At 42.2% G+C, this 19919-nt stretch carries 20 protein-coding genes; 8 read left to right on the top strand and 12 right to left on the bottom strand.

Annotated elements, in window-relative coordinates; all coding sequences use genetic code 11:
* Positions 1-9 precede the first annotated feature (9 nt).
* Positions 10-2109, top strand: a complete 2100-nt coding sequence (locus ABJD64_RS08460) for a hypothetical protein (RefSeq protein ID WP_348180363.1) — start codon at positions 10-12, stop codon at positions 2107-2109.
* A 209-nt stretch (positions 2110-2318) separates the two neighbouring features.
* On the opposite strand, the gene ABJD64_RS08455 is transcribed toward ABJD64_RS08460, so the two are convergent.
* The 5 genes from ABJD64_RS08455 to ABJD64_RS08435 all read right to left on the bottom strand — a co-directional run bounded on the left by ABJD64_RS08455 (position 2319) and on the right by ABJD64_RS08435 (position 9108).
* Positions 2319-3230 carry a hypothetical protein gene (locus tag ABJD64_RS08455; protein WP_348180362.1) on the bottom strand — a complete coding sequence of 304 codons (912 nt, stop codon included), beginning with the start codon at positions 3228-3230 and terminating at the stop codon, positions 2319-2321.
* On the bottom strand, positions 3227-4195 hold the full coding sequence (locus ABJD64_RS08450) for a VWA domain-containing protein (protein WP_348180361.1): 969 nt from the start codon (positions 4193-4195) through the stop codon (positions 3227-3229). The genes ABJD64_RS08455 and ABJD64_RS08450 overlap by 4 nt, the downstream gene beginning before the upstream one ends.
* A 104-nt stretch (positions 4196-4299) precedes the next feature.
* On the bottom strand, positions 4300-6150 hold the full coding sequence (locus ABJD64_RS08445; RefSeq protein WP_348180360.1) for a hypothetical protein: 1851 nt from the start codon (positions 6148-6150) through the stop codon (positions 4300-4302).
* A gap of 89 nt (positions 6151-6239) precedes the next feature.
* Positions 6240-7271 (bottom strand): 2-oxoacid:ferredoxin oxidoreductase subunit beta, encoded by a 1032-nt coding sequence (locus ABJD64_RS08440; RefSeq protein ID WP_348180359.1) that lies wholly within the window; start codon positions 7269-7271, stop codon positions 6240-6242.
* Entirely contained in the window at positions 7264-9108 is a 1845-nt protein-coding gene (locus tag ABJD64_RS08435) for a 2-oxoacid:acceptor oxidoreductase subunit alpha (RefSeq protein WP_348180358.1), read from the bottom strand. The genes ABJD64_RS08440 and ABJD64_RS08435 overlap by 8 nt, the downstream gene beginning before the upstream one ends.
* A gap of 152 nt (positions 9109-9260) precedes the next feature.
* Between ABJD64_RS08435 and ABJD64_RS08430 the strand changes: the two genes are divergently transcribed.
* Both ABJD64_RS08430 and ABJD64_RS08425 read left to right on the top strand, forming a co-directional pair.
* Entirely contained in the window at positions 9261-9806 is a 546-nt protein-coding gene (locus tag ABJD64_RS08430) for a hypothetical protein (protein ID WP_348180357.1), read from the top strand.
* 31 nt (positions 9807-9837) lie between these two features.
* Complete coding sequence (locus ABJD64_RS08425) at positions 9838-10374, top strand: hypothetical protein (RefSeq protein ID WP_348180356.1); 537 nt, start codon at positions 9838-9840, stop codon at positions 10372-10374.
* A gap of 4 nt (positions 10375-10378) precedes the next feature.
* Here the strand turns inward: ABJD64_RS08425 and ABJD64_RS08420 are convergent, their stop codons facing one another.
* Entirely contained in the window at positions 10379-11422 is a 1044-nt protein-coding gene (locus ABJD64_RS08420) for a hypothetical protein (RefSeq protein ID WP_348180355.1), read from the bottom strand.
* 153 nt (positions 11423-11575) lie between these two features.
* On the opposite strand from ABJD64_RS08420, the gene ABJD64_RS08415 reads away from it, so the two are divergent.
* Together ABJD64_RS08415 and ABJD64_RS08410 are read left to right on the top strand one after the other, a co-directional pair.
* Positions 11576-11860: a hypothetical protein gene (locus ABJD64_RS08415; RefSeq protein ID WP_348180354.1), complete on the top strand. Its 285-nt coding sequence runs from the start codon at positions 11576-11578 to the stop codon at positions 11858-11860.
* 16 nt (positions 11861-11876) lie between these two features.
* Positions 11877-12617 (top strand): DUF1835 domain-containing protein, encoded by a 741-nt coding sequence (locus ABJD64_RS08410; protein WP_348180353.1) that lies wholly within the window; start codon positions 11877-11879, stop codon positions 12615-12617.
* A gap of 15 nt (positions 12618-12632) precedes the next feature.
* Here the strand turns inward: ABJD64_RS08410 and ABJD64_RS08405 are convergent, their stop codons facing one another.
* Positions 12633-14066, bottom strand: a complete 1434-nt coding sequence (locus ABJD64_RS08405; RefSeq protein ID WP_348180352.1) for a hypothetical protein — start codon at positions 14064-14066, stop codon at positions 12633-12635.
* A gap of 118 nt (positions 14067-14184) precedes the next feature.
* Here ABJD64_RS08405 and ABJD64_RS08400 point away from each other — a divergent pair, with 118 nt between their 5' ends.
* From ABJD64_RS08400 to ABJD64_RS08390, 3 genes are all read left to right on the top strand, one after another.
* Complete coding sequence (locus ABJD64_RS08400; protein WP_348180351.1) at positions 14185-14463, top strand: GNAT family N-acetyltransferase; 279 nt, start codon at positions 14185-14187, stop codon at positions 14461-14463.
* A 13-nt stretch (positions 14464-14476) separates the two neighbouring features.
* A complete protein-coding gene (locus ABJD64_RS08395; RefSeq protein ID WP_348180350.1) occupies positions 14477-15058 on the top strand; it encodes a Crp/Fnr family transcriptional regulator in 582 nt (193 codons plus the stop codon).
* Between the two features lie 94 nt (positions 15059-15152).
* On the top strand, positions 15153-15527 hold the full coding sequence (locus ABJD64_RS08390; protein ID WP_348180349.1) for a VOC family protein: 375 nt from the start codon (positions 15153-15155) through the stop codon (positions 15525-15527).
* 9 nt (positions 15528-15536) lie between these two features.
* On the opposite strand, the gene ABJD64_RS08385 is transcribed toward ABJD64_RS08390, so the two are convergent.
* From ABJD64_RS08385 to ABJD64_RS08365, 5 genes are all read right to left on the bottom strand, one after another.
* Positions 15537-16019: a GNAT family N-acetyltransferase gene (locus ABJD64_RS08385; protein WP_348180348.1), complete on the bottom strand. Its 483-nt coding sequence runs from the start codon at positions 16017-16019 to the stop codon at positions 15537-15539.
* A 168-nt stretch (positions 16020-16187) separates the two neighbouring features.
* Complete coding sequence (locus tag ABJD64_RS08380) at positions 16188-16517, bottom strand: hypothetical protein (RefSeq protein ID WP_348180347.1); 330 nt, start codon at positions 16515-16517, stop codon at positions 16188-16190.
* A gap of 155 nt (positions 16518-16672) precedes the next feature.
* Positions 16673-17026, bottom strand: coding sequence for a hypothetical protein (locus tag ABJD64_RS08375; protein WP_348180346.1), 354 nt, complete (start codon positions 17024-17026; stop codon positions 16673-16675).
* Between the two features lie 125 nt (positions 17027-17151).
* A complete protein-coding gene (gene rraA / locus ABJD64_RS08370) occupies positions 17152-17637 on the bottom strand; it encodes a ribonuclease E activity regulator RraA (protein WP_348180345.1) in 486 nt (161 codons plus the stop codon).
* Entirely contained in the window at positions 17630-19915 is a 2286-nt protein-coding gene (locus tag ABJD64_RS08365) for an isocitrate lyase family protein (protein ID WP_348180344.1), read from the bottom strand. Before ABJD64_RS08365 ends, rraA begins: the two co-directional genes overlap by 8 nt.
* Positions 19916-19919: the final 4 nt, after the last annotated feature.

The raw sequence follows: 19919 nt of genomic DNA, 5'->3' as shown, positions 1-19919 counted from the left end.
ATTAAAAAAATGAGAAATATACTGACGACCCTTTTTGCTTTATTTATATCACTGACCTCATGGGCTCAGAACCATCAATGTATCACCACCAACAAAATGAATTATGTGATTGGGGAACAGGTTCTTTTCGATGTTTCCAGATTTGACGGTTCCAACGTCTTATCTGATTCCGTGGAAGAGGTGGTTGTGCACTTGGATTTTGTTGCCCCGGATGGACAAATTGTTCAGACCAAAAGTTTGATTAAGGCGGAAAAGGATTGTTATTTCTTTTCCCTTCCTGATTCATTGAAAACCGGGATTTACAGACTAATAGCTAACAGCGAGGGTGCTTTCCAAGCAACAAAGAGAATTCATGTGTTTACGCTTACGCTTGATGAGCCAATAGTTCGTAAGTCCGCAAGGATCGAGTACGAAGTGCAAGGAGGTATTCTGGTCAAAAACGCCTCAGGCAAAGTAGCAGTCAGAGTGACTGATAAGCAGGGGTCAGGGGTGAAAACAAAAGGAACGTTGGTCAATAGTTCTGACTCTGTCGTTCAGTATTTGGATACAGATGCCAACGGTATGGTTTCTTTTCAATTTAATGCCAAGGACAGTCTTTATCAGGTTAGATTTGGTCAGCAAATAAGCATCTTGCAGCCGATAGAGCAACTCGTACATTGTGAGTTCAATCAGATGAACGATAAGTTCGAATTGAAACTTTCTAACAGATCTGCTATGGCTGATGTTATAACTGTATCTGTCGACGACGAGCTTATTAGCAAATATGAATTGCCAGCAGGTCTGGATACTACCCTATCAATTTCAAAGAGTAGCATTGCTCATGGAATTCACAAGATGAAACTTCAGTCGAAGTTAGGCCCCGAAAGAAACTTTCGTTTTCTGTCACTACCGGTTGAAGCCGAAATCTTTAATCTTCCAGCAGTGGCTCTCAGAGCCAACGAGCAAAGCGAATTTGCCTTTGAGGATTTGACGGATGAAATAAGTCAACTGAGTGTGTCTATTATCGATCAGAAGAACGCCAGCCCTTTAGATTTTTATGAAGAGTACTATTTTGATCAATCTGACATAGACCTTCAATTGGTAGAAGATCGAGACTTTGAGGCTTATCTATTGTTTTTTGCGGATCAAGTCAATTGGAAAACGAATACGGCCAGACTAAATGCGCCGAAGACCGGAGGAGTGCTTAAGTATAAGTCAGAATACCCTTTTGATGAAATTTCGATGTTGAATCTGACAACAATGAAAGTACTGGATATGCGAAGTGAAAATATTCATGGAATTCAAGATTTTGAAGCTGCGGTAGGCGAAAAGGCTCAGGTTTTCCCCTACCATTTCACAACTTATTTGCAACCCATTGAATTGGCTGATTTTGAAGAAAAAGTAGACTACAAATATCCCGCGCTTAAGTCGTTCATATCTCTGAGTGAGAAAGATATCGAAACGGTCAAGTCCTATGATATTCAAAAGAATATTTTTCTATCCTTTCACTCTAGTGAAAAAAAGGTAAACAAGTTGCCTACAGCCGATTATACATACGATTTGGAAAATTATGATGTACCAAATACCATGGTGGATATGATCAACTATATCATTAAATATGTGTCTGTGCTTAAGAATGGCGCCGGTGAACCAGAGTTGTCTATGTATAGATATATGAGTACTTATAAATATCGCGGAAGCCCACTAATATTTCTCAACGATTTGCCTGTCTATGACGCGAGGACCATCCTTAATCTAAATCCTAAAGATCTTGAGCGTGTAGAAGTCAGAAATTCCTACAAGTCCAATGGTCATTTGGGTAACTTTAGTTTGAATGGCTCAGTTTCGTTCTATCTAAAAGAGAGCATAGATAACCCGCTGGAAGAGGCTTACACCGTCTTACCAATAATTGAGTCCTGCAAGAACTTTAATAAAAAGGTAACTGATAATGAGTTTGCACCGGATTTCAGACATCAACTTTACTGGAACCCAAATCTTAAGAAAACCAAAGACTCATTTTGGGTTGATTTGAAATCTTCTGATCTAAGTACAACCTACGATGTTCAGATTACGGCGTTCATGAAAAATGGTACGGTTGTGCAAAAACAATCTGAACTGGTGGTAAGATAGGGCTTTAAGTTTATAGGTGGACTTTTGATCCCTGTTAATTCTAATTCAAGTTGTGGCAATTGCTCAGGGTAGTAGAAAGATTTGGCGACGTGATCACAAACAATCAACCGGCGTGGTGGAAACCGTAAATAGTGATCTGGCAAGCTCGAAAGTTTCAGCGATTATCTTAGCAAATTTGAGTGCAAGCCTTCTATCAGTATGAGTTTTGTTTACCAATCAGGCTTGTCGCTATCTTTCCTTTTGGTCGCCTTGCGACGATTTTGCTGAATATACTGGACTTCACTATTCTTTAGGGCCTCAAGAATCATTTTGGCTTTCTCCTCTGAGATATTCATTTCCTGCATTTTATCTGAAGGGCTTGGTGCCTGTTGTTGTTCTTTTTCATTTTGCTCACCTTCTTCCCCTTCTTCAGGCTTAGATTGTTCTTGCTGCTGGTCTTCGCCTTCCTTCTTTTCGTCTTCCTGACCCTGTTGATCTTCTTTATTCTGCTCGCCTTCCTGGTCCTCGTTTTGCTGGTCTTGCTTATCTTGATCCTGTTCTTCAGAATCCTTTTGTTCTTGGTCTTGGTTTTGATCCCCCTCTTGCTGATCCTGGTTTTCCTGGTTGTCTTGGTTCTTATTCTCCTCGTCCTTGTTTTCTTGGTTCTCGTCGTCCTGGTTTTCGTCTTGACTCTGGTCTTGGTTTTCGTTTTGATCCTTCAACTTCTTCTTCACCAGCTCATAGTTGTATCGTGCATCCTGATTGGAAGGATCAGACTTGATCGATTCTTTGAAGTAGGATAAGGCCTTCTCCAGAGTTTTCGGGTCATTTGACAAGGCTCCTAACTGCTGGTAAGCGATTGATTTCAAACCTTCCTCCTTCGATAAAGCCAATTTTTGATATTGAGCCTGAGCGAGATCCTTTTTTCCAAGCTGATAATAGGCGTGACCGAGGTTCATAACGGCTTGCTCATCATCGATATGTAATGTATCTATCAGGTAAGAATAGTTGGAAACTGCAACATCATACTGACCGGCCTTGTAGGCGATTTCTGCATTCTTTTTTAGTTGATTGATCTTGGATATGTCATTCGCGGAAGCGAACCAAGTCATAAATAACAGTAGTGTGGTGAGCCTGATCATACGTTTACAGTTCTTATTTTAATAGCCGCATCTAAAAATATCAAAAGCAACGCAAGGCTTAAGAAGTAATAATACTTGTTGGCAGATACGTCCATGGTTTTACTATCGCGAAGTTCACCCTCTATATCGCCAATTGTGTTGATGAGTTTTTCTACATCGTTTTGAGAACCATTAATCTCAAAATACTTACCACTGGTCGCGGATGCGATTTTCTTAAGAGAGACAGGATTCAGCTTGCTGACTACATCCTGGCCATCACGATTTTTTTTGAATCCGCGCTGCGTCATAATCTTACTGCCCTGAGAAGTTCCAATCCCAAGTGTAAATAATTTAATGCCCTCTTCTTCTATGGTTTTGGCAATACTGGCGGTATTGTCACCAAAATCCTCACCATCGCTAATAAGAATGATAATCTTGGATTTTTGTCTGGTCACGGTTTCTTTATCATCTGAGATTTTATCGAGGGCCATCTTCAGTGGTGGCCCAAAATCGGTTCCTGTGTTAGGTACCAGGTTAGTGTTTAAAGTCTCAATGAATAGATTGAGCGCGCTTTTGTCGTAGGTTAGCGGACATTGGACATATGCCTCGTTCGAAAACATAATTAAGCCAATTCGATCCGATGAAAAAGCTTCCACAATTTCTTTCAACTCGAACTTAATTTTTTCTAATCGGGTAGGGGGGATATCGAAGGCATTCATCGATTCTGAAAGGTCTATCGCGATGAAGATGTCCTTACCAATGGATTTGATTTCTTTGGTAGACTCACCGAAGGACGGACCAAGAAGCGCTACAATAAATAAAGCGAAATAGGCTGCTCTTAGGACTATTTTGTAAAACACTCGACGGTGCGTAGTACCTAAAGCCCTGGCCGCACGAACCGTCCTGAAAATGTACAGGATATAAAAAAAACCGAACAGGAGTATGAAAAATAATTCCAGACTGCCTATCTCACCGCTCCAGATCATAAACTAATTTTTTTTCGGATCAAACAAATATAAGCATCCTCACCTTCGGCTTAAAGTTCATTTTCTGTATTTAACATTTTTTAGCATTTGCACATTTGAAACGCTTAAATTTTGGATAAGTCAATAAACAAAAGTCCCGAAGGGGGTTTTCCATTTTCGGCAGATTTTCTCATCAGTTGCTTTCTTCTTTTCTGGATATAGTTGAGACCCATATAGCTGTTGTGGTAGCTTTTAAAGTTCAGTTTATCCTGTACCATCCATTGCTCGTAATTGGCCAACTGGTCTCTGAATTTGGCACTTTCCAGGTTGATGCTATTTGGCCCGTCTATATTGTATTCTCGTAGAATCGCCAGAATATAGATGAGCTTTTGTTGAAGCAGAAAGATTTGCCCTCTCAGTGAGCTGTATTTACTCAAGTCATTAAATCCAAAGGCATTGATACCACCTGCAACAGCGGCCATGATGCCAATGTAGGGGACCGCTTTTTTAGCAGAAGTCTCATCAGAAAATACATTGCCAGCGGCGGTATAGGTAGCAAATAGCATCGTTGCTACAGAAAGCCCTTTTTTTAGATTCTTCACCTTGCCTTCCCGGCGTTCCAGATCAGCATGCATCTCATTCAGGTTTTCGATAAGATAAATCGCTTCGTCCCTAAACTCAAGGTAGCTCTGATAGGTAATTTCTGTATTCTCTCTGTGGTTTACCGTAAGGGTGAAAGCACGTTGGTCGATAGCGCCGTTGGGATCCTCAGCGACCATCAGCATGTCGAATTTTTTTGGTTTCATTTCAACTCCTATAATATCATAGTCAGGAGTCCAGTTAAGTTCTACTGCGTTGTTTCGTGTCTCCCACTCCAAACCCTTCGGTGCTCCGATGATATTGAACTTTAGTTGTGAAAAGTCATCATTAGCATCCTGAATAAATATGGTTCGGTGAAATGGAAGTCCTTCATGCACGCCTTCGCTCTGCAGGTTCAGAATTCTTGGTGGTTCGTTTTTGATACTTCGTTTAATTAAGAAACTCTTGGTAATGGACAACGGGTTTTCAGTGCCTTGCTCAATTACGGATATCTTGACTTCCAGTGGAAACTGCCTCTTAAGTTTGTCTAGTTGGTATTGATTTAGTTTCCAGTAAAACTTGCCATTCGATATTCTTGGGTTACCCACAGATGTAGGTATTTGCATATCGAAGACCAGAGAATCCTGATCCGGGTCTATAGCAGTGATATCAACTTCCAAGCCTTCATTGGCATGAACGAGGTACTCGTCCAAAACCGGAAATTTGAAATAGGGAGCTTCATTTTTCCTGTTGATAATGAACAAGAAAACATGTTGAGAATTTTGACCTCTGGAATCACGTGCATTGAGCGTTAGACTGAAATATTTTTGCTCTAGATGAATATCCAAGGGAGTCCATTTGAAAGTGAGTTGATTATGAACGATTTCGACTTTTCCATTTCCAATGTGATATTCTCCTTCATTATCGTTGAAAAAATGGTCCAGGACGACTTTGGAAGAATCTTGGGAGGCATAGCCCAAAACGGAAAGTTCGATTGTCTGGCCCGGATGCAATTCATAAAAACCATTAGTTGGTTCTACATTGGAATGAACAAAGAACTTAGGAGGGTCATAATCTGCCAGAACATTGATAAAAACAGATTCAATATCAACCAATCTGGTACTGTCGATTAAAAAAAACTCGATCGTCAATTTTGAGTTTTCTGCATGTTCCGGAACCTGCCATTTGAAAATTCCCTCAGGATCTAAAACAGCCTCTTTGGGGGCATTCTTCATCAGTATATTGCCTTTACCGGTTTGCTTTATTCTTATAAGAATTTCTTGGCCTACTTTGGCTTCTATGAACTTTTCACTTATGGTTAGTGAAGAAACTTCCTGTGCTGCAACTGATTGAAAAAGCAATAAGAGTAGGTAGAGAAGTGCTAACTTTCCTGACATTCTTTCTTGGCAATTGAATATGACTATTAATTAATACTCTTGGGCTTCCAACAAATATAAGTCTGAAAAAATACTAATGCCATTATGAATCAGTCAACTTTCCACGGATTAGGTCCTGAGAGCAGTTGATCCAAATCACCTTCGCCTTTTTGAGTGGATGCTTCGGTCAATTGATTTTGCATGTGGTCTTCATAGCTATATCTGTCTTCCTTATAAAGTAGCCCAAACGGACGGGGAAGAGCACCAGCATTCTCACTATAATCAAAAAATTGTGTCAACATAGTAGCCTTGATCCTATCAGAAGGGTCGTGAATCCAGCATTCTTCCTGAGTATGCCCGTTAGTTAGATCAATGACTTTGGGTTTGAATCCGTCAAGCGTAATTCCCTTGTCGGAATTTGCCCCAAATACCAGCGGCTGTCCTTCTTGAAGAAAAACAACATGATCATCTTTAACGGCCTTATCTGAAAATGGGGCAAAGCAGCCATCGTTGAAAACATTGCAATTCTGATAGATTTCAACAAAACTGGCACCATGATGATTGTGCGCTTGTAACAGTGTTTCTCTCAGGTGACCGGGATTCGTATCGATAGATCGGGCTACAAAAGTACCTTCTGCGCCTAAGGCTAACATCAGAGGGTTAAAGGGATAATCTAATGATCCTTGCGGTGTTGATGCTGATATTTTACCAATGGGTGAGGTGGGTGAGTATTGTCCTTTGGTCAGACCATAGATTTCGTTGTTGAACAAAAGAATATTGACATTGAAATTTCGTCTGAGCAAATGAATCAGGTGATTACCTCCGATAGAAAGTGCATCGCCATCGCCGGTAACGATCCAAACATCTAATTTAGGATTGGCGGCTTTTAAACCACTGGCAATGGCCGTAGCCCTGCCATGAATACTATGCATGCCATATGTCTCCGTGTAGTACGGAAATCTGGACGAACAACCAATACCGGAAATAAAAACGATGTTCTCGCGCGGCACTCCAATTTCGGGTAGGATTTTTTTAACCTGATTGAGAATACTATAGTCCCCACAGCCGGGGCACCATCGTACTTCCTGATCCGTAGTAAAATCTTTAGCCGTAAGGTTCTTTTGTTCTGCTATTTTATCCATGGCTCAATTCATTTAATATGGCTTCTTTTATTTCCAAAACTGTGAAAGGCACTCCTTTGATTTTTGTTACACTTTTGATGGGCAGTAGGAACTTGCTCCTCAGCACTTTCACCAGTTGGCCGTTGTTCATTTCCGGCACGATGATCTTTTCAAAATGCCTTAGAATCTCACCCAGGTTGGCCGGCAACGGGTGAATTAGTTTTATGTGTACATGAGCAATATCAAACCTTTCGGTTTTCAGATTGATTATGGCAGATTCAATCGCCCCGAAAGTGGAGCCCCAGCCAATTACTAAAAGCTTTGACTTTTCACTTCCTTGAGCATATTCCTGCTTAGGGAATACATCAGCTACTTTATCAACTTTATCCGCCCGGATTTTTATCATTTGTTCATGATTATCCGGGTCATAGCTCACATTTCCAGTATTGATTTCTTTTTCTAATCCTCCAATTCGATGCTCAAATCCAGCTACTCCGGGAATGGCCCATTTCCGCACCAGGTTCTTGTCGCGCTCGTAAGGCAGAAATTTCTCATCCGCTGGTTTGTCTTTGACGAGTTGAGGTTTGATTTTAGGCAAATCTTTGCTTTGTGGGTATTTCCACGGTTCCGAGCCATTGGCGATATAGCCATCTGTAAGCAGAAGTACAGGAGTCATGTGCTCAATGGCTATTTTACAGGCCATAAATGCCATTTCAAAACAGTCTTTTGGTGTAGCTGCAGCCAATACTGGTATGGGAGCTTCACCATTTCTACCATATAGTGCTTGCAACAAGTCAGCCTGCTCAGTTTTGGTAGGCAGGCCGGTAGACGGACCACCACGCTGTACGTTTACAATCACCAGAGGTATTTCAAGAATCATAGCCAATCCCATGGCTTCGCCTTTCAGCGCTATTCCCGGGCCGGAGGAGGCCGTTGTCCCGAGTTGGCCGGCGAAAGAGGCGCCAATGGCTGAACATATGGCTGCTATTTCGTCTTCGGCCTGGTAGGTCTTCACCCCAAAATTTTTGTATCTGGATAGTTGATGTAAGATGTTAGAAGCGGGTGTGATCGGATAGCTACCATAGAACAAATCAAGTCCCGACTTTTTGGCGGCAGCCACTAAGGCCAAAGCGACAGCTTGATTGCCATTGACATTCCGATAGTCACCCTTTGGTAGTTTGGCCGGTTTTATGCTAAACCTTGAGGTGAAGGTCTCGCTAGTATCTGCAAAATTAAACCCCGCCTTGAGTACTTTTATATTCGCAACAGCCAAGTCAGGTTTGTTATTGAATTTTTCCGTAAGAAATTTAATTGTATACTTGAGATCCTGATTGAACATCCAATACACAAACCCCAGCACAAACATGTTTTTGCATCGCTCTATTTCTTTTCGTTCCATTCCTGAATCGGCAAGTGCTTCCTGCGTCATCTTTGTGACATCGAAATCATGCACATCATAGTCGTCCAGGGAATGATCTTCCAGAGGATTGATGCCAACTTCATACTTGGCTAAGGTCAAATTTTTCTTATCAAATCCAGCGGTATTGGCAATGATCACACCGCCTTTTTTAAGTTGATGTAAATTTGTTTTTAATGCAGCGGCATTCATAGCTATTAGCACATCATATTGATCGCCTGGTGTGAAGACTTTTACACTTCCTAATTTGAGCTGAAAACCAGAAACACCGAACAGGGTACCTTTAGGCGCTCTGATCTCAGCAGGAAAATCAGGAAATGTGCTGATATCGTTTCCAAAGATCTCGACAGTCTCTGAAAACTGACCACCTGTTAACTGAATGCCGTCGCCTGAATCTCCGGCAAAGAATATTACCGCTTCGTTTGGGGATGTTGCTTTCATAACAATTGAAGCATTTGGTGCTATGAGAAGATACGAAATTTTGCTGTGAAATGATGAAGCAAGGGTACATAAATTAGCTGAAAGGCTAATTTTAAGACCAGAACCCTACGAGAGGACTTGATAAAGGACGGAATATTTGATAAATTAGGTATATGAATAAGATCAATAAAATTTGTGTTTGTATACTGGTGTTTTTTGTACCAGTTATCACTTTGTCGGCTCAATCCACACTTACAGAATTACCCTTTGGGATAATCATTGGAAAGACCACTAATGAAGAGATTGAAGACCGAGGTACTTGCGTGAGGCAAGTAGAGGAAAACGACGGGGCGGTACGTTGCGAGCAATATGATATCGCTGGTAATTTCTCGGTACTATCCAGCCAGAATGAAGTAGTTAATAAGGTTTACTTTGATGGTTCGGCGGGTAATCAGTTGCCAAGACGATGGCAAGAATTGGGTTTAGCCTTTGGCGGACAAAACAATCCGGGAACACTTGAAATTGACTTTAGAAATATTGTAAAATCAAATGGTGCTAAATACATCAATACGTCAGTCATCAGTGCGGGAAAAGAGGAAGATGGCATACTTTTTAAATTTGAAATTGAAGGGTTGAGGTATGAGGCAAAGGTGATCACCAATAAAGCAAAACCCAATCAACTCGGGCTGGGAAGCATTACAATTACAGAAGCATATTAAAAAATAAATCAGATTTTAATAACTTCAAGGCATGAATAGAATTGCTGTCTTGACTTTGCTCGGTTTCTTCTTCATTAATCCAAGAGCTTACGCTCAAAATCTCACACTGGATCAAACCATGAACTATCTGCAATCTAAAGTTGCCGAGTTCGGAAAGTTCGACCAGGTGACTAAAGGAAATCATGAACTGAGCGAGCTCACCTTCTGGGCTGATACATCAAAGATCTGTTACGTCAGAATGACTGAAATGATAAGTTTTAAGCCTGTAGGGAAAACTAAGTTTCAAGATGTTCAGACCTGGGAATATGAGGTAGATCTGCACCATTTAGATAAGGAAGCACTTGATGTATATGGATCTGATGGATTTGTGAAACCGGTGACGCTGACCTGGCGCTGTAAAAACTCTGCACAAAACATCCGTCGATTCAATGCCGCTGGCAAATCCGGATTTGATTTCAAGAAAGCATTTAACTTTCGAGCGAACGTGAAGGATGTAGAAAGAATAAGTAAGGCTTTCGCACATGCCGTTCGGCTTTGCGAAGACATGGATGTGGATCCATTCGACTGATGCCTTAGGTATTCATCCAACGCCAAAACCGTTGCAGGACATTGCCAGTTGGCTCTGCTTGCTTTTGTTTCTTCTTGAGAGCTACCTTCTTTGGTTTTTTCTTTGTAACCGGCGGTGCAGTGGCTGCTGGAACTACAGTTTTTTTGTAATGCCGGGCCTTGGCCTTTTTCTTTCGTCTTTCTTCTTGTTCCTTGCGCTTTTTTTCTTCCCACTCCTTTTTCTTGCGAGCAGCTTCTAGTGGACTATAGTCCTTGTTGTACTTCTTTCCCTTATAGTTTTTGGGTCTGCGCTTGCGATCACGTTTGGGGCCTGTGGTCGTGATGATTTCGTCGGGATCGTAGGTTTTCTTTTCCTCTTCTTTTTCTTCCTCTACGGGTTCACTGGCTACTTTGGGTTCAGGCAGATCTATTTTGCCTTTCACTTTCAGACCGGGAAGTTTTACTTTGGGGGGTTTGATCACTTCAATCGAGTCATCGTAGGCGGCACGCTCTACTGAAGACTCAATTTCCGGATCTATTTCTACAGGTGCTTTTGGTTCCGTCTCTTCGACTTCTTCATCCTTCTTTCCACTCTGTTCTTCTATGCTTACGTCAGAAATAGTCTCCTCAGGCTCGGGTTCTATAGGGGTCAGCTGATCTTCTATCTCATGTGGCAGGGCAACTTCAGCAAACGAATCTGATATTAGCGCCGTTGGAGATTCTTCCGCTTGACTCTCAGGCTCCTCTTGAAGCTCGCTCTCTTTGCTTTCAGATTCTTTTGTCAGCTCATTCTCATCTAACGGTACCTCGGCTTCTTCTACCTCTTTTTCAACTGCCTCGTCGTTGTTACTCGCATCTCCTTGCTGTGGTGATTCATCTGGTGTTTCCTCTTGATCAACTGGAGGTTCTACTTCCAATGTTGCATCGAAGTGTTTGAGAACCACCTCGATTTGTTCTTCAGTCAATTTAGTGTTGGTGCCACTACTTAAGTCAATTGCCTGTGATTCCAGATAAGCAGTCAATTTAGATGGAGTAATGCTTATTTTTCTTGCTAATGTTCCTAGCCTCATTCTAATTTCATTCTATATAGTGTGCAAATATAATTGCAGTGTGATATTCTTAGATATTAAAAATGCTAAACCACATTTTTTTCTACCATTTACGGCCAATTAATTACGGAGTTTATAACTTGACTAGCAAATTTTTCAAGAAATAAAGATATAATGATTAGAGTTAAAAGATTTGGCGTGCTACAAACGGCAAAGATCGTAGCTGTTATTTATGCATTGGTTTCACTGGTCATTTTAATGCCATTCTTTTTGATCGGCTCAATGCTTAGCGAAGAATTTTTTCCTGAGTTGGAGGAATTTGGTGCTGTAGCCGTAGTTATGCTTCCAATTGTCTATGGAATATTTGGTTTTATTTTTACCGCTGTTGGGTGCGTGGTTTATAATCTCATCGCAAGTTTTACCGGAGGGATTGAAATTGAAATGGAAACAGCAGATTAGATTTTGATATCAGATCATGAAAGATCATTTTCATATTCTCAACGGCGACGCCCTTAAATCTCAGTTCCCAACTACCATTTCCGGAACGCAAATAGTAGCAAGTGAATGCCTGGCTGATGGAGAAGTCGTTGGTTCTACCCCGGATGAGTTGTACAAAACGAGAGAAAGATTTATCTCTCAGAATTATGAGGGTTACAAAGACGGAGATTATTTCAATAAAACGGTTAGAGAATTTGAAAGAATCCGCACGATTCCAACGGGTTCTGAAGTTTGTCTTTGGTTCGAGGATGACCTGTTTTGCCAGGTCAACTTGTGGTTTGTGTTGCACCTTTTAAAAAACGTAAACTGTAGATTGTTTTTGGTGCGTCCGAAGACTCACACCCGCTTTGGATTCGGTGGACTAAATCAGGAAGAATTGGTACAGTGCTATCGAAACAAGCAGAAACTTTCGAATCTCGATCGGCTGAATGAATTATGGCTTTATTATCAAAATGGCGATAGTGAAGCATTGCTGGCTGTTGCTAAAATGCTAAACGAATCTTACCCGTTTTTGACTCCTGCGGTCCAGGCCTATGTAGACAGTATCCCTCATGAAGGCCATCTCGGAAGACCCATCCAAACACTGATCCAAATTAAAAAAGATCTGAAAACAGAAGAATTCAGTCCCATTTTTAAAGAATTCTGCGTGAGAGAATCAATCTACGGCTTTGGTGACCTGCAGGTCAAAAGGTTATTAAAAGAACTGACCGACCATTAAATTTATTTACTTGGATCAATATTGAATCAGCACTGCAATGGCCAAAAAGATAGCAGATGCAGCCATGAGCCAACCAAATAAGGGCAGAATAAAACGTAGCCAATCGCGATAAGGAATGCCCGCAATACCCAGCATAGCCATGAGTATACCTGAGGTAGGAATAATAGAATTGGCAAACCCATCTCCACAGGTAAAAGCAAAGATGGCCGTGTTGCGAGTAATGCCTAATAAATCTGCTAATGGCACCATGATCGGGATCGTGGTAGCTGCCTGACCAGAACCCGATGGGATAAAGAAGTTGAGTATAGTCTGGAAAACCAACATACCTTCAGCAGCCAATATTTTAGGAAGATACTGTAAAGTACCTGAGGCATAGTAAATAATTGAGTCCATGATTTGGCCTTCTACCAGCGCCACCTGTATGCCCTTGGCAAAGCCAACGACCAGAGCACCCACCAGCATTTCTTCCATCCCCAGAATGAAGGCCTTGGTGGCTTCATTAATAGAAAGCTTGCCTAAGATTGAGGCCACAATTCCAATGAACAGGAACCCAGCTCCCATTTCAGCCATCCACCAGCCTTGGGTTTGCACGGCCCATAAGATGCCGACGAAAATAAGGGCACTCACCGCAACTATTCTGACGTGAGATTTATTCAATTCGAATTGTGCAAGCGTGTCATCTTCTTTATAAACATTGTCAGGAGCCAAATATGAATTTGAGAAATCCTGTTGTAGTTTTCTGCCATAGCGTAGCATGTACAAAATGGCTATGATTAAAACCACTACATAAAATATCAATCTAAATCCCAAACCACTTCCCAAAGGCACCTCGGCAATGCCCTGCGCAATTTGTACATTGAAGGGGTTGGTAGTGGCGGAGGCAAATCCGATTTCGGCTGAGACAAATACCAGAGCCAACCCATACAACTTGTCATAGCCCAATTTGTGTGATACATACAGAAAAACAGGAACCAGTGGAATGAATTCTTCTCCCATGCCGAGTGTAGAGCCTGCGATCGAGATACAAAGCATCAGCACAATGGTTAAAGCTGTACCCGAATTGCTGAATTTGTTGATCAACGCCTGGATGACAGCTGTAATTGTACCTGTGCGTTTTACCATACCGAAAGCCCCGCCAATCAGAAAAATGAAGAAGATGATATCTGCACTTTCTTCCAATCCCTTAGGTATGGCTTTCAGAAAACCAAAAATGCTTACTGGAGTGGCTTTGCCCTCTACTTCATCGCCGACAAATACGCCCTTCATGGAGTAATGCTTAGGAATCTGTTGAAAAGAATCGGGAATTACGACCGTTCGCGTCAACAGTCCTACTTGTACTTCTTTTCTTTGATATTGCCCAGATGGAATAATGTAACTAAAGATACTTGCCACCAAAATGATGATTGTCAATAAGGCAAAGACGTGAGGGATTTTTATCGAACCGAGCATACTGTTGTTTTAAGAAAGCGCCAAATTACATGGAAATGATGAATTGAAAAACCGGAAGCTCACAAATTAGATCGTAACAGGTTTTTCGTGATAACGGCAATGTCTTAACTTTAAGTCCATGGAAATTCAACAATTCGATAGAGAAAGCAAGGGCTTTTTTAAAGTCTTGGAAGAGGAGAAAGAAGCGGGACGTATGACATACTCCTGGGCAGGAAACGACCGAATTATCATAGATCATACGGAGGTCAATTCTGAATTCAAAGGAAAGGGTGTAGGCAAACAAATGGTTTTGTCGGCAGTTGATTTCGCAAGAGATAAAGGAATCAGCATCATTCCGTTATGTCCATTTGCCCGGAGTGTCTTTGATAAGCATGAGGACTTAAGGGATGTGCTCTGATCGGGCAGTGATAATGGATGTTAGTCCACTCATAGTATATTTTGAAGATTTCTGGTCATTGGATGATGCAGCAGCGGCTGCTTTGTGCGAACGGATAACCTACAAGAGGGTAAAACGCAGGGGATTTCTTTTGAGGCCCGGCGAAATATGTCAGCATTTTAATTTTGTACTTTCGGGCTGTTTTAAAATGTACAAAGTTGATCAAAAAGGGAATTCGCATAACTTACAATTTGCCCCTGAAAATAACTGGATTATGGATCATGGAAGTTTCTACGAAGGAAAGTCGAGTGAATTATATATCGAGGCGTTAGAACCTTCAGAAGTGCTGCAAATCAAGAATAATGATCTCTTTGAGCTCTATGATGGTTTTCCGGTCTTCGACAGAAATTTCAGAATTGTTACGGAGAATGCCTTTATTGAACAGCAAAAAAGAGTGTTGCACACTATCAGCTCCACCGCAGAAGAACGGTATTTGTATTTTTTGAAAAGATATCCCGACTTGTCCAATCGCATTTCAAATGTTCAAATTGCTTCTTACATAGGGGTTACTCCTGAGTTCCTAAGCGTAATCCGCAAGAAACTGGCGACTACCTGATCTTTGATGCCAACTGCTGTTTTCTTAATCTATCTTATAGGTAGTTGATTTGTTTTGATCTCAGTTTTGTACCAGAAACAACTAGTATGAAAATATGAAAAACGCATTCATGGGACTGAGAACCTGTATTTACAGAGTAGGGGATTTGGATGAGGCCATGGCATGGTATGCCAAAATCTTTAGTACAGAGCCTTACTTCAAAGAGGCCTTTTATGTTGGCTTCGATATCGGCGGGTATGAACTTGGACTGATCGGTGAAGAAACCGGAGATCAGCCTAAGGGAGGTAATGTTCTGACCTATTGGGGTGTGGAGGATGTACAGGAGGCCTATGACCGGTTGCTATCGGCTGGAGCCACCGAGTACGAAAAACCGCATAATGTGGGTGGAGAAATCGTTGTAGGAGCCGTAAAAGATCTTTGGGGAAATGTGGTTGGCGTAATTTATAATCCGGAGTTTAAGATTGGTTAAAGGCTGAGGTTAAAGCTCCAGATACATAATAAAGGTATCCACCATTCCCAATTCCTGATGTCTAAATCCCTTTGGAGTAGTACCAATGATTTTGAACCCAAATTTTTCCCAAAGTTTGACCGCACCTTTATTGGTGCAGACAACGATGTTGAATTGTATGGCATGATAACCACTTTCGCGCGCAAACTCTATCGAATGCTCACACAGGAGCTTTCCTATGCCTTTGCCTTGAGCGTTAGGGTGGATCATATAGCCTGCATTGGCAATGTGGTTGCCCAAATCGATCTGATTCGGTTTTATGATGTAGGAACCGACCACTTTTCCACCTTCCTCGGCAACAAAGGTCTGCATATAATCAGCAAGCCAGTGTTTACTTAGATCCGCTTTCGGTGTATTAGGATCAAATACATAGGTGTCTCCGGTTTTGATTACCTCGGAGAAGATTTCCCAAATCTGATCGTAGTCGGCTTGAGTGGCTTTTCTGATGTTCAATTCTAAATGGCCTTGTTGTAGAGTAAATATCTATGATTGATTGATAAACTGAAATAGTAATAATAAAATATATTCCCTTTCTGTCATTTCGCAATTCAACGGAGAAATCTTCTTAAAACTCCTAGCCCAAACGCCCACTTGTGTTTTATTCGATAAAGGCGCTATTTATCAGCAGTACTTCAGTTTTAGCAAATCACCTATTTCGGCTTCAAGCTTTTTCCATTCCTTGTAGAAAATCGCCTCGATCAGGTAAGAAAGTCCGGCAGACATGAGTATGCTCGAAAGCACCGATGTTAGGACGAAAGGATGTGTGCCGTCTACCGAAATTTCATTTTCTCGTTTGGAAATTTGTACCCCTACAAAGGTGGATTTCCGTACGATGACTGTTTTGTCTGAGCCTAGCCCAAATAGCTGTGAAGAATACTTAGGAGCTTCACCCTTCAAGATTTTGAGTAATTCTTTAGCAGAAGGAGTGTTTTTGAGTGCAGAAATTTTCATAGTTCTGTCAGAATTAAGGATTGCTTAATCCTACAAGATAATGAAAAAATACAGCATTAGGTCAGTCCTCGCTGGCTGAGAAGGCACAGAACTATGCCTTCTGGTGAATACCTGCACTATTATAGACAGGTGTTTTTCAGATCTAATTGTTAAAATCAGGCCGCTTTTTTTCTTGCTTCCTTTTCTGCGAGCTTGGTGGCTTTTTGAGCGGCCTTAGCCTCTTGTTTGGCTTTTTTGGCAGCTTCTTTTGCTTCTATTTTTGCTTGTTTCTCTGCTTTTTTTCTGGCTATTTCGGCTTCTTTCTTGGCTTTCTTTTCTGCCAAGATAGCCTCTTTTTTCGCTCTCTCTGCTGCTAAGATGGCTTGTCTCTTCTGCTCCTCTTGTACTTCTTCTGCCAACTTCAAGGTCTTATAGAGTTCTATCTGATTTTCTTTAGAGATTCTGGCAATCAATTCTTCAGGTTCTGATTGGAAAAGACCACTGAAAAAGGCACCTAATGATTTAAACATACTATTCTATTTATTCAATTTTTTTGACCGGCAATATTATATCCAACAAATCAGGAAACGAAAGGGCTGCTCAATTATTTTGTCTGAAAAATACTTTGGAGATAAAATCAAAAGGCTAGTCAAAATCAGTGAGTAATCATAGCTTCACTCACCAAAATCCCATCCTCATCCACATAAACATAATGTCCCGGAGCGAAAAGAGTGGAAGCGAAACGAATAGGGACGTCAAGTTCGCCGATGTTCTTTTTCATGCTCTTGACCGGACAAGTATTGAGTGCACGGATACCAATCTCTATGGTATTGATCATGGCAGAGTCACGGATGCAGCCATTGATGATTAAGCCCTCCCAACCGTTTTCTATGGCCAATGAGGCAAGCTGATCGCCGACCAGGGCGCAGCGGAAGGAGCCACCGCCATCTACGACCATGACTTTACCTTTGCCATTGGTAGTCAGCTGCTGGCGAACGAAACTGTTGTCCTCAAAAAGTTTGACCGTTGTGATTTCGCCATGGAAGCTGACCTTGTTTCCATACGAGCGAAAAATGGGATCCGCACAGTGCAGCTCTGCGCTGTGCTGATCCCATAAATCTGCGGTAGCGACCTTAAGCATCTACCGTTTGGGTTTGAGGTTCTTTATGAATGAGCCTAGTGATACGGCCTTCTATATTGACATAAGCGCGAACTTCATCCGTAGCAATGTCTGCTACAATGATCTGACCGATCTCATCAGTGAAGGCAGCATAGAGTCCCATCTTCAACATTGCCTCGCATTGCTTAGCGTTGTCATCGGTCGGAGTGAGGTAATGTACCGTATCGCACTGATATCTGTTGATGATAAACAGGTGCATCAGCGTCATCAGTCTCTTTTGTCGCATGTCATCTCTAAACATGTTCTGATCGCGAATTGACAAGATTTGCCGCTTGTTTCTATCTGTTACAGACGTAAATACGATGTTGGCTACTTTGTCATCACCGGAGGTCAAAGCGAGCTCCATTACCGTTGAGCCCGGCTTGTGGGGCTTCAACTGCACCTTAATTGAATCCTTGATATCGTAAAACGCAGTCCACTCTTCAATCCATTGATCCAATAACGTGGTAGGCAATTCCGTTTGTTTCAAATGCTGAAACTGAGTAGAGCCTTTGCCCATCGCCTTAGTGGTAGCTGTTCTGCCTGAGCAAGCTGCTAAGGCGCTGTCAAGTCTTGGGCCACCCACATGTGACTGCGGTGTTTTGTATGGAGACTCCAGCAATCTCAGCTTGCGTTGAACTCGAGCCAGTGCCAACATGCCTTCAGTTTGGAGTGAATTGGCAAATTCGTCCGAGGCCAGTCCATCAATTTGGTGACCGCCGTAAGTAATGAAGTTGAATACAAAACCCATTTTGCCCAGCTCCTCCGGGAATTTGGACATCTCTTCTTCGGTCATGCCTGTCGTATCCCAGTTGAACGATGGCGAAAGGTTGTAAGCCAGCATCTTTTCTGGATAAACTTTGTGAATAGCTTCTGCGAATATCCGTGCGTCTTCCAGATCGGCCGTCTTCGTTTCCATCCAAAGGATGTCAGCGTAAGGTGCCACAGCCATTGATTTGGCTATGGCAAAAGGAATGCCCCCTTTGGCCTGATAATAGCCCTCTGGCGTACGGGCCTGATCACAGTCCCATTTTACATTCACACCCAATTCATCTGCTTTTTTACGTGCCTGACTCAAAGACGCAGTGGAGGCAAATTGCAGCCATTCCTGGTGGCACATGGCAAATTCCTCACCCTCTTTTTTACATTCTTCAATCATGCTGGCTACCGCACTGCCAAAAGTGGCAACCCCGGCATCTTCCTCCCAAAACTTGACAAAATCGGCAGAAACGGTATCGTATGCGGGCTCAAATCGACAGGCTTCATCGCTAGTCAATTCCGCTTTCAATTCCTGGATGCGTGGAGCGATCGGCGAATTCAACAACCATTCTCTCGCAGCAGTCTTGTCTTCCTCTGATATTTGATACAACTCATGTCCCTTGATTTGAGTAGCGCCTAATTCATTAAGGCTTTGCTGTAAAGCAAGGAAGGCATTTTTGTAGGAAGGTACATTAGGATTAGTAGCTCCTAAAACGAAGGGTTGATCTCGCTCATCTGAGATATTCTCCAAAAGTGAGGCGGCTTCTGCATCTGTTCTTGCTACGATGATACCGGGAACACCCATCAGGTCCAATTGTAATCTGGCGGCGTTGATTCTTTTGATTTGTTCGTCGCTGGATACCAACACTTTGCCGCCCTGATGACCGCATTTTTTGGTCCCCGGTTTTTGATCTTCGATGTGGTAGCCCGTTACACCGGCTTCCACGAATCGTCGGATCAAATTTCTAACATGAGCATCTCCGCCATGTCCGGTATCCGCATCAGCGATAATAAATGGGCGAAAATCAAAGGATTTCGTATTTTGGCGTTGTTCTTCTGTCATTTTCATGCGCTGAAAGTGTTGATTGCGATCTGCGGCGAGCAGCGCACGAACAATTCCAGCCGCTTCATTAGGCACCTGGCTCAGTGGGTAACTGGCCAAATCTGCTCCCGGATCTTCATCTGCAGAGCCCTTCGCCGAAGTGGCCCATCCACCCAGATAAATACCTTCGATACCGGCCCTTTTCATCATCACGGCCTGGCTTGGTGTGTATGGTCCAAAAGTAGTGATCTGTTTTTGCTGGGCATGTAATTCGCGAAGTCGTTTGAAAAACACTTCAGCAGATGCTCTGGCCACGGTATAGTCAGTCGGGATCGTGCCTTGTTGTTCGACGACTTGCCTTGGCGCATATAACCTTTTAATTCCTTTGAATCTGGGCCCGTCGAAATAGGCCTCCATAGCGGCAGTTCTGTCTAAAATCATTTGGTTTTCATTTTTCATCTTA

This window comes from Reichenbachiella sp., from assembly GCF_039944555.1.
In the GTDB taxonomy this organism is placed as follows: Bacteria; Bacteroidota; Bacteroidia; order Cytophagales; family Cyclobacteriaceae; genus Reichenbachiella.
Note: the sequence above shows the minus strand (reverse complement) of the source record. Positions and strands in the feature narration are given on the sequence as shown.

What these genes read in the sequence shown, in the direction of transcription:
- ABJD64_RS08460 (WP_348180363.1), top strand. Translation starts at nt 10, where the DNA reads ATGAGAAATATACTGACGACCCTTTTTGCTTTATTTATATCACTGACC.
- ABJD64_RS08455 (WP_348180362.1), bottom strand. Translation starts at nt 3,230, where the DNA reads ATGATCAGGCTCACCACACTACTGTTATTTATGACTTGGTTCGCTTCC.
- ABJD64_RS08450 (WP_348180361.1), bottom strand. Translation starts at nt 4,195, where the DNA reads ATGATCTGGAGCGGTGAGATAGGCAGTCTGGAATTATTTTTCATACTC.
- ABJD64_RS08445 (WP_348180360.1), bottom strand. Translation starts at nt 6,150, where the DNA reads ATGTCAGGAAAGTTAGCACTTCTCTACCTACTCTTATTGCTTTTTCAA.
- ABJD64_RS08440 (WP_348180359.1), bottom strand. Translation starts at nt 7,271, where the DNA reads ATGGATAAAATAGCAGAACAAAAGAACCTTACGGCTAAAGATTTTACT.
- ABJD64_RS08435 (WP_348180358.1), bottom strand. Translation starts at nt 9,108, where the DNA reads ATGAAAGCAACATCCCCAAACGAAGCGGTAATATTCTTTGCCGGAGAT.
- ABJD64_RS08430 (WP_348180357.1), top strand. Translation starts at nt 9,261, where the DNA reads ATGAATAAGATCAATAAAATTTGTGTTTGTATACTGGTGTTTTTTGTA.
- ABJD64_RS08425 (WP_348180356.1), top strand. Translation starts at nt 9,838, where the DNA reads ATGAATAGAATTGCTGTCTTGACTTTGCTCGGTTTCTTCTTCATTAAT.
- ABJD64_RS08420 (WP_348180355.1), bottom strand. Translation starts at nt 11,422, where the DNA reads ATGAGGCTAGGAACATTAGCAAGAAAAATAAGCATTACTCCATCTAAA.
- ABJD64_RS08415 (WP_348180354.1), top strand. Translation starts at nt 11,576, where the DNA reads ATGATTAGAGTTAAAAGATTTGGCGTGCTACAAACGGCAAAGATCGTA.
- ABJD64_RS08410 (WP_348180353.1), top strand. Translation starts at nt 11,877, where the DNA reads ATGAAAGATCATTTTCATATTCTCAACGGCGACGCCCTTAAATCTCAG.
- ABJD64_RS08405 (WP_348180352.1), bottom strand. Translation starts at nt 14,066, where the DNA reads ATGCTCGGTTCGATAAAAATCCCTCACGTCTTTGCCTTATTGACAATC.
- ABJD64_RS08400 (WP_348180351.1), top strand. Translation starts at nt 14,185, where the DNA reads ATGGAAATTCAACAATTCGATAGAGAAAGCAAGGGCTTTTTTAAAGTC.
- ABJD64_RS08395 (WP_348180350.1), top strand. Translation starts at nt 14,477, where the DNA reads ATGGATGTTAGTCCACTCATAGTATATTTTGAAGATTTCTGGTCATTG.
- ABJD64_RS08390 (WP_348180349.1), top strand. Translation starts at nt 15,153, where the DNA reads ATGAAAAACGCATTCATGGGACTGAGAACCTGTATTTACAGAGTAGGG.
- ABJD64_RS08380 (WP_348180347.1), bottom strand. Translation starts at nt 16,517, where the DNA reads ATGAAAATTTCTGCACTCAAAAACACTCCTTCTGCTAAAGAATTACTC.
- ABJD64_RS08375 (WP_348180346.1), bottom strand. Translation starts at nt 17,026, where the DNA reads ATGTTTAAATCATTAGGTGCCTTTTTCAGTGGTCTTTTCCAATCAGAA.
- rraA (WP_348180345.1), bottom strand. Translation starts at nt 17,637, where the DNA reads ATGCTTAAGGTCGCTACCGCAGATTTATGGGATCAGCACAGCGCAGAG.
- ABJD64_RS08365 (WP_348180344.1), bottom strand. Translation starts at nt 19,915, where the DNA reads ATGAAAAATGAAAACCAAATGATTTTAGACAGAACTGCCGCTATGGAG.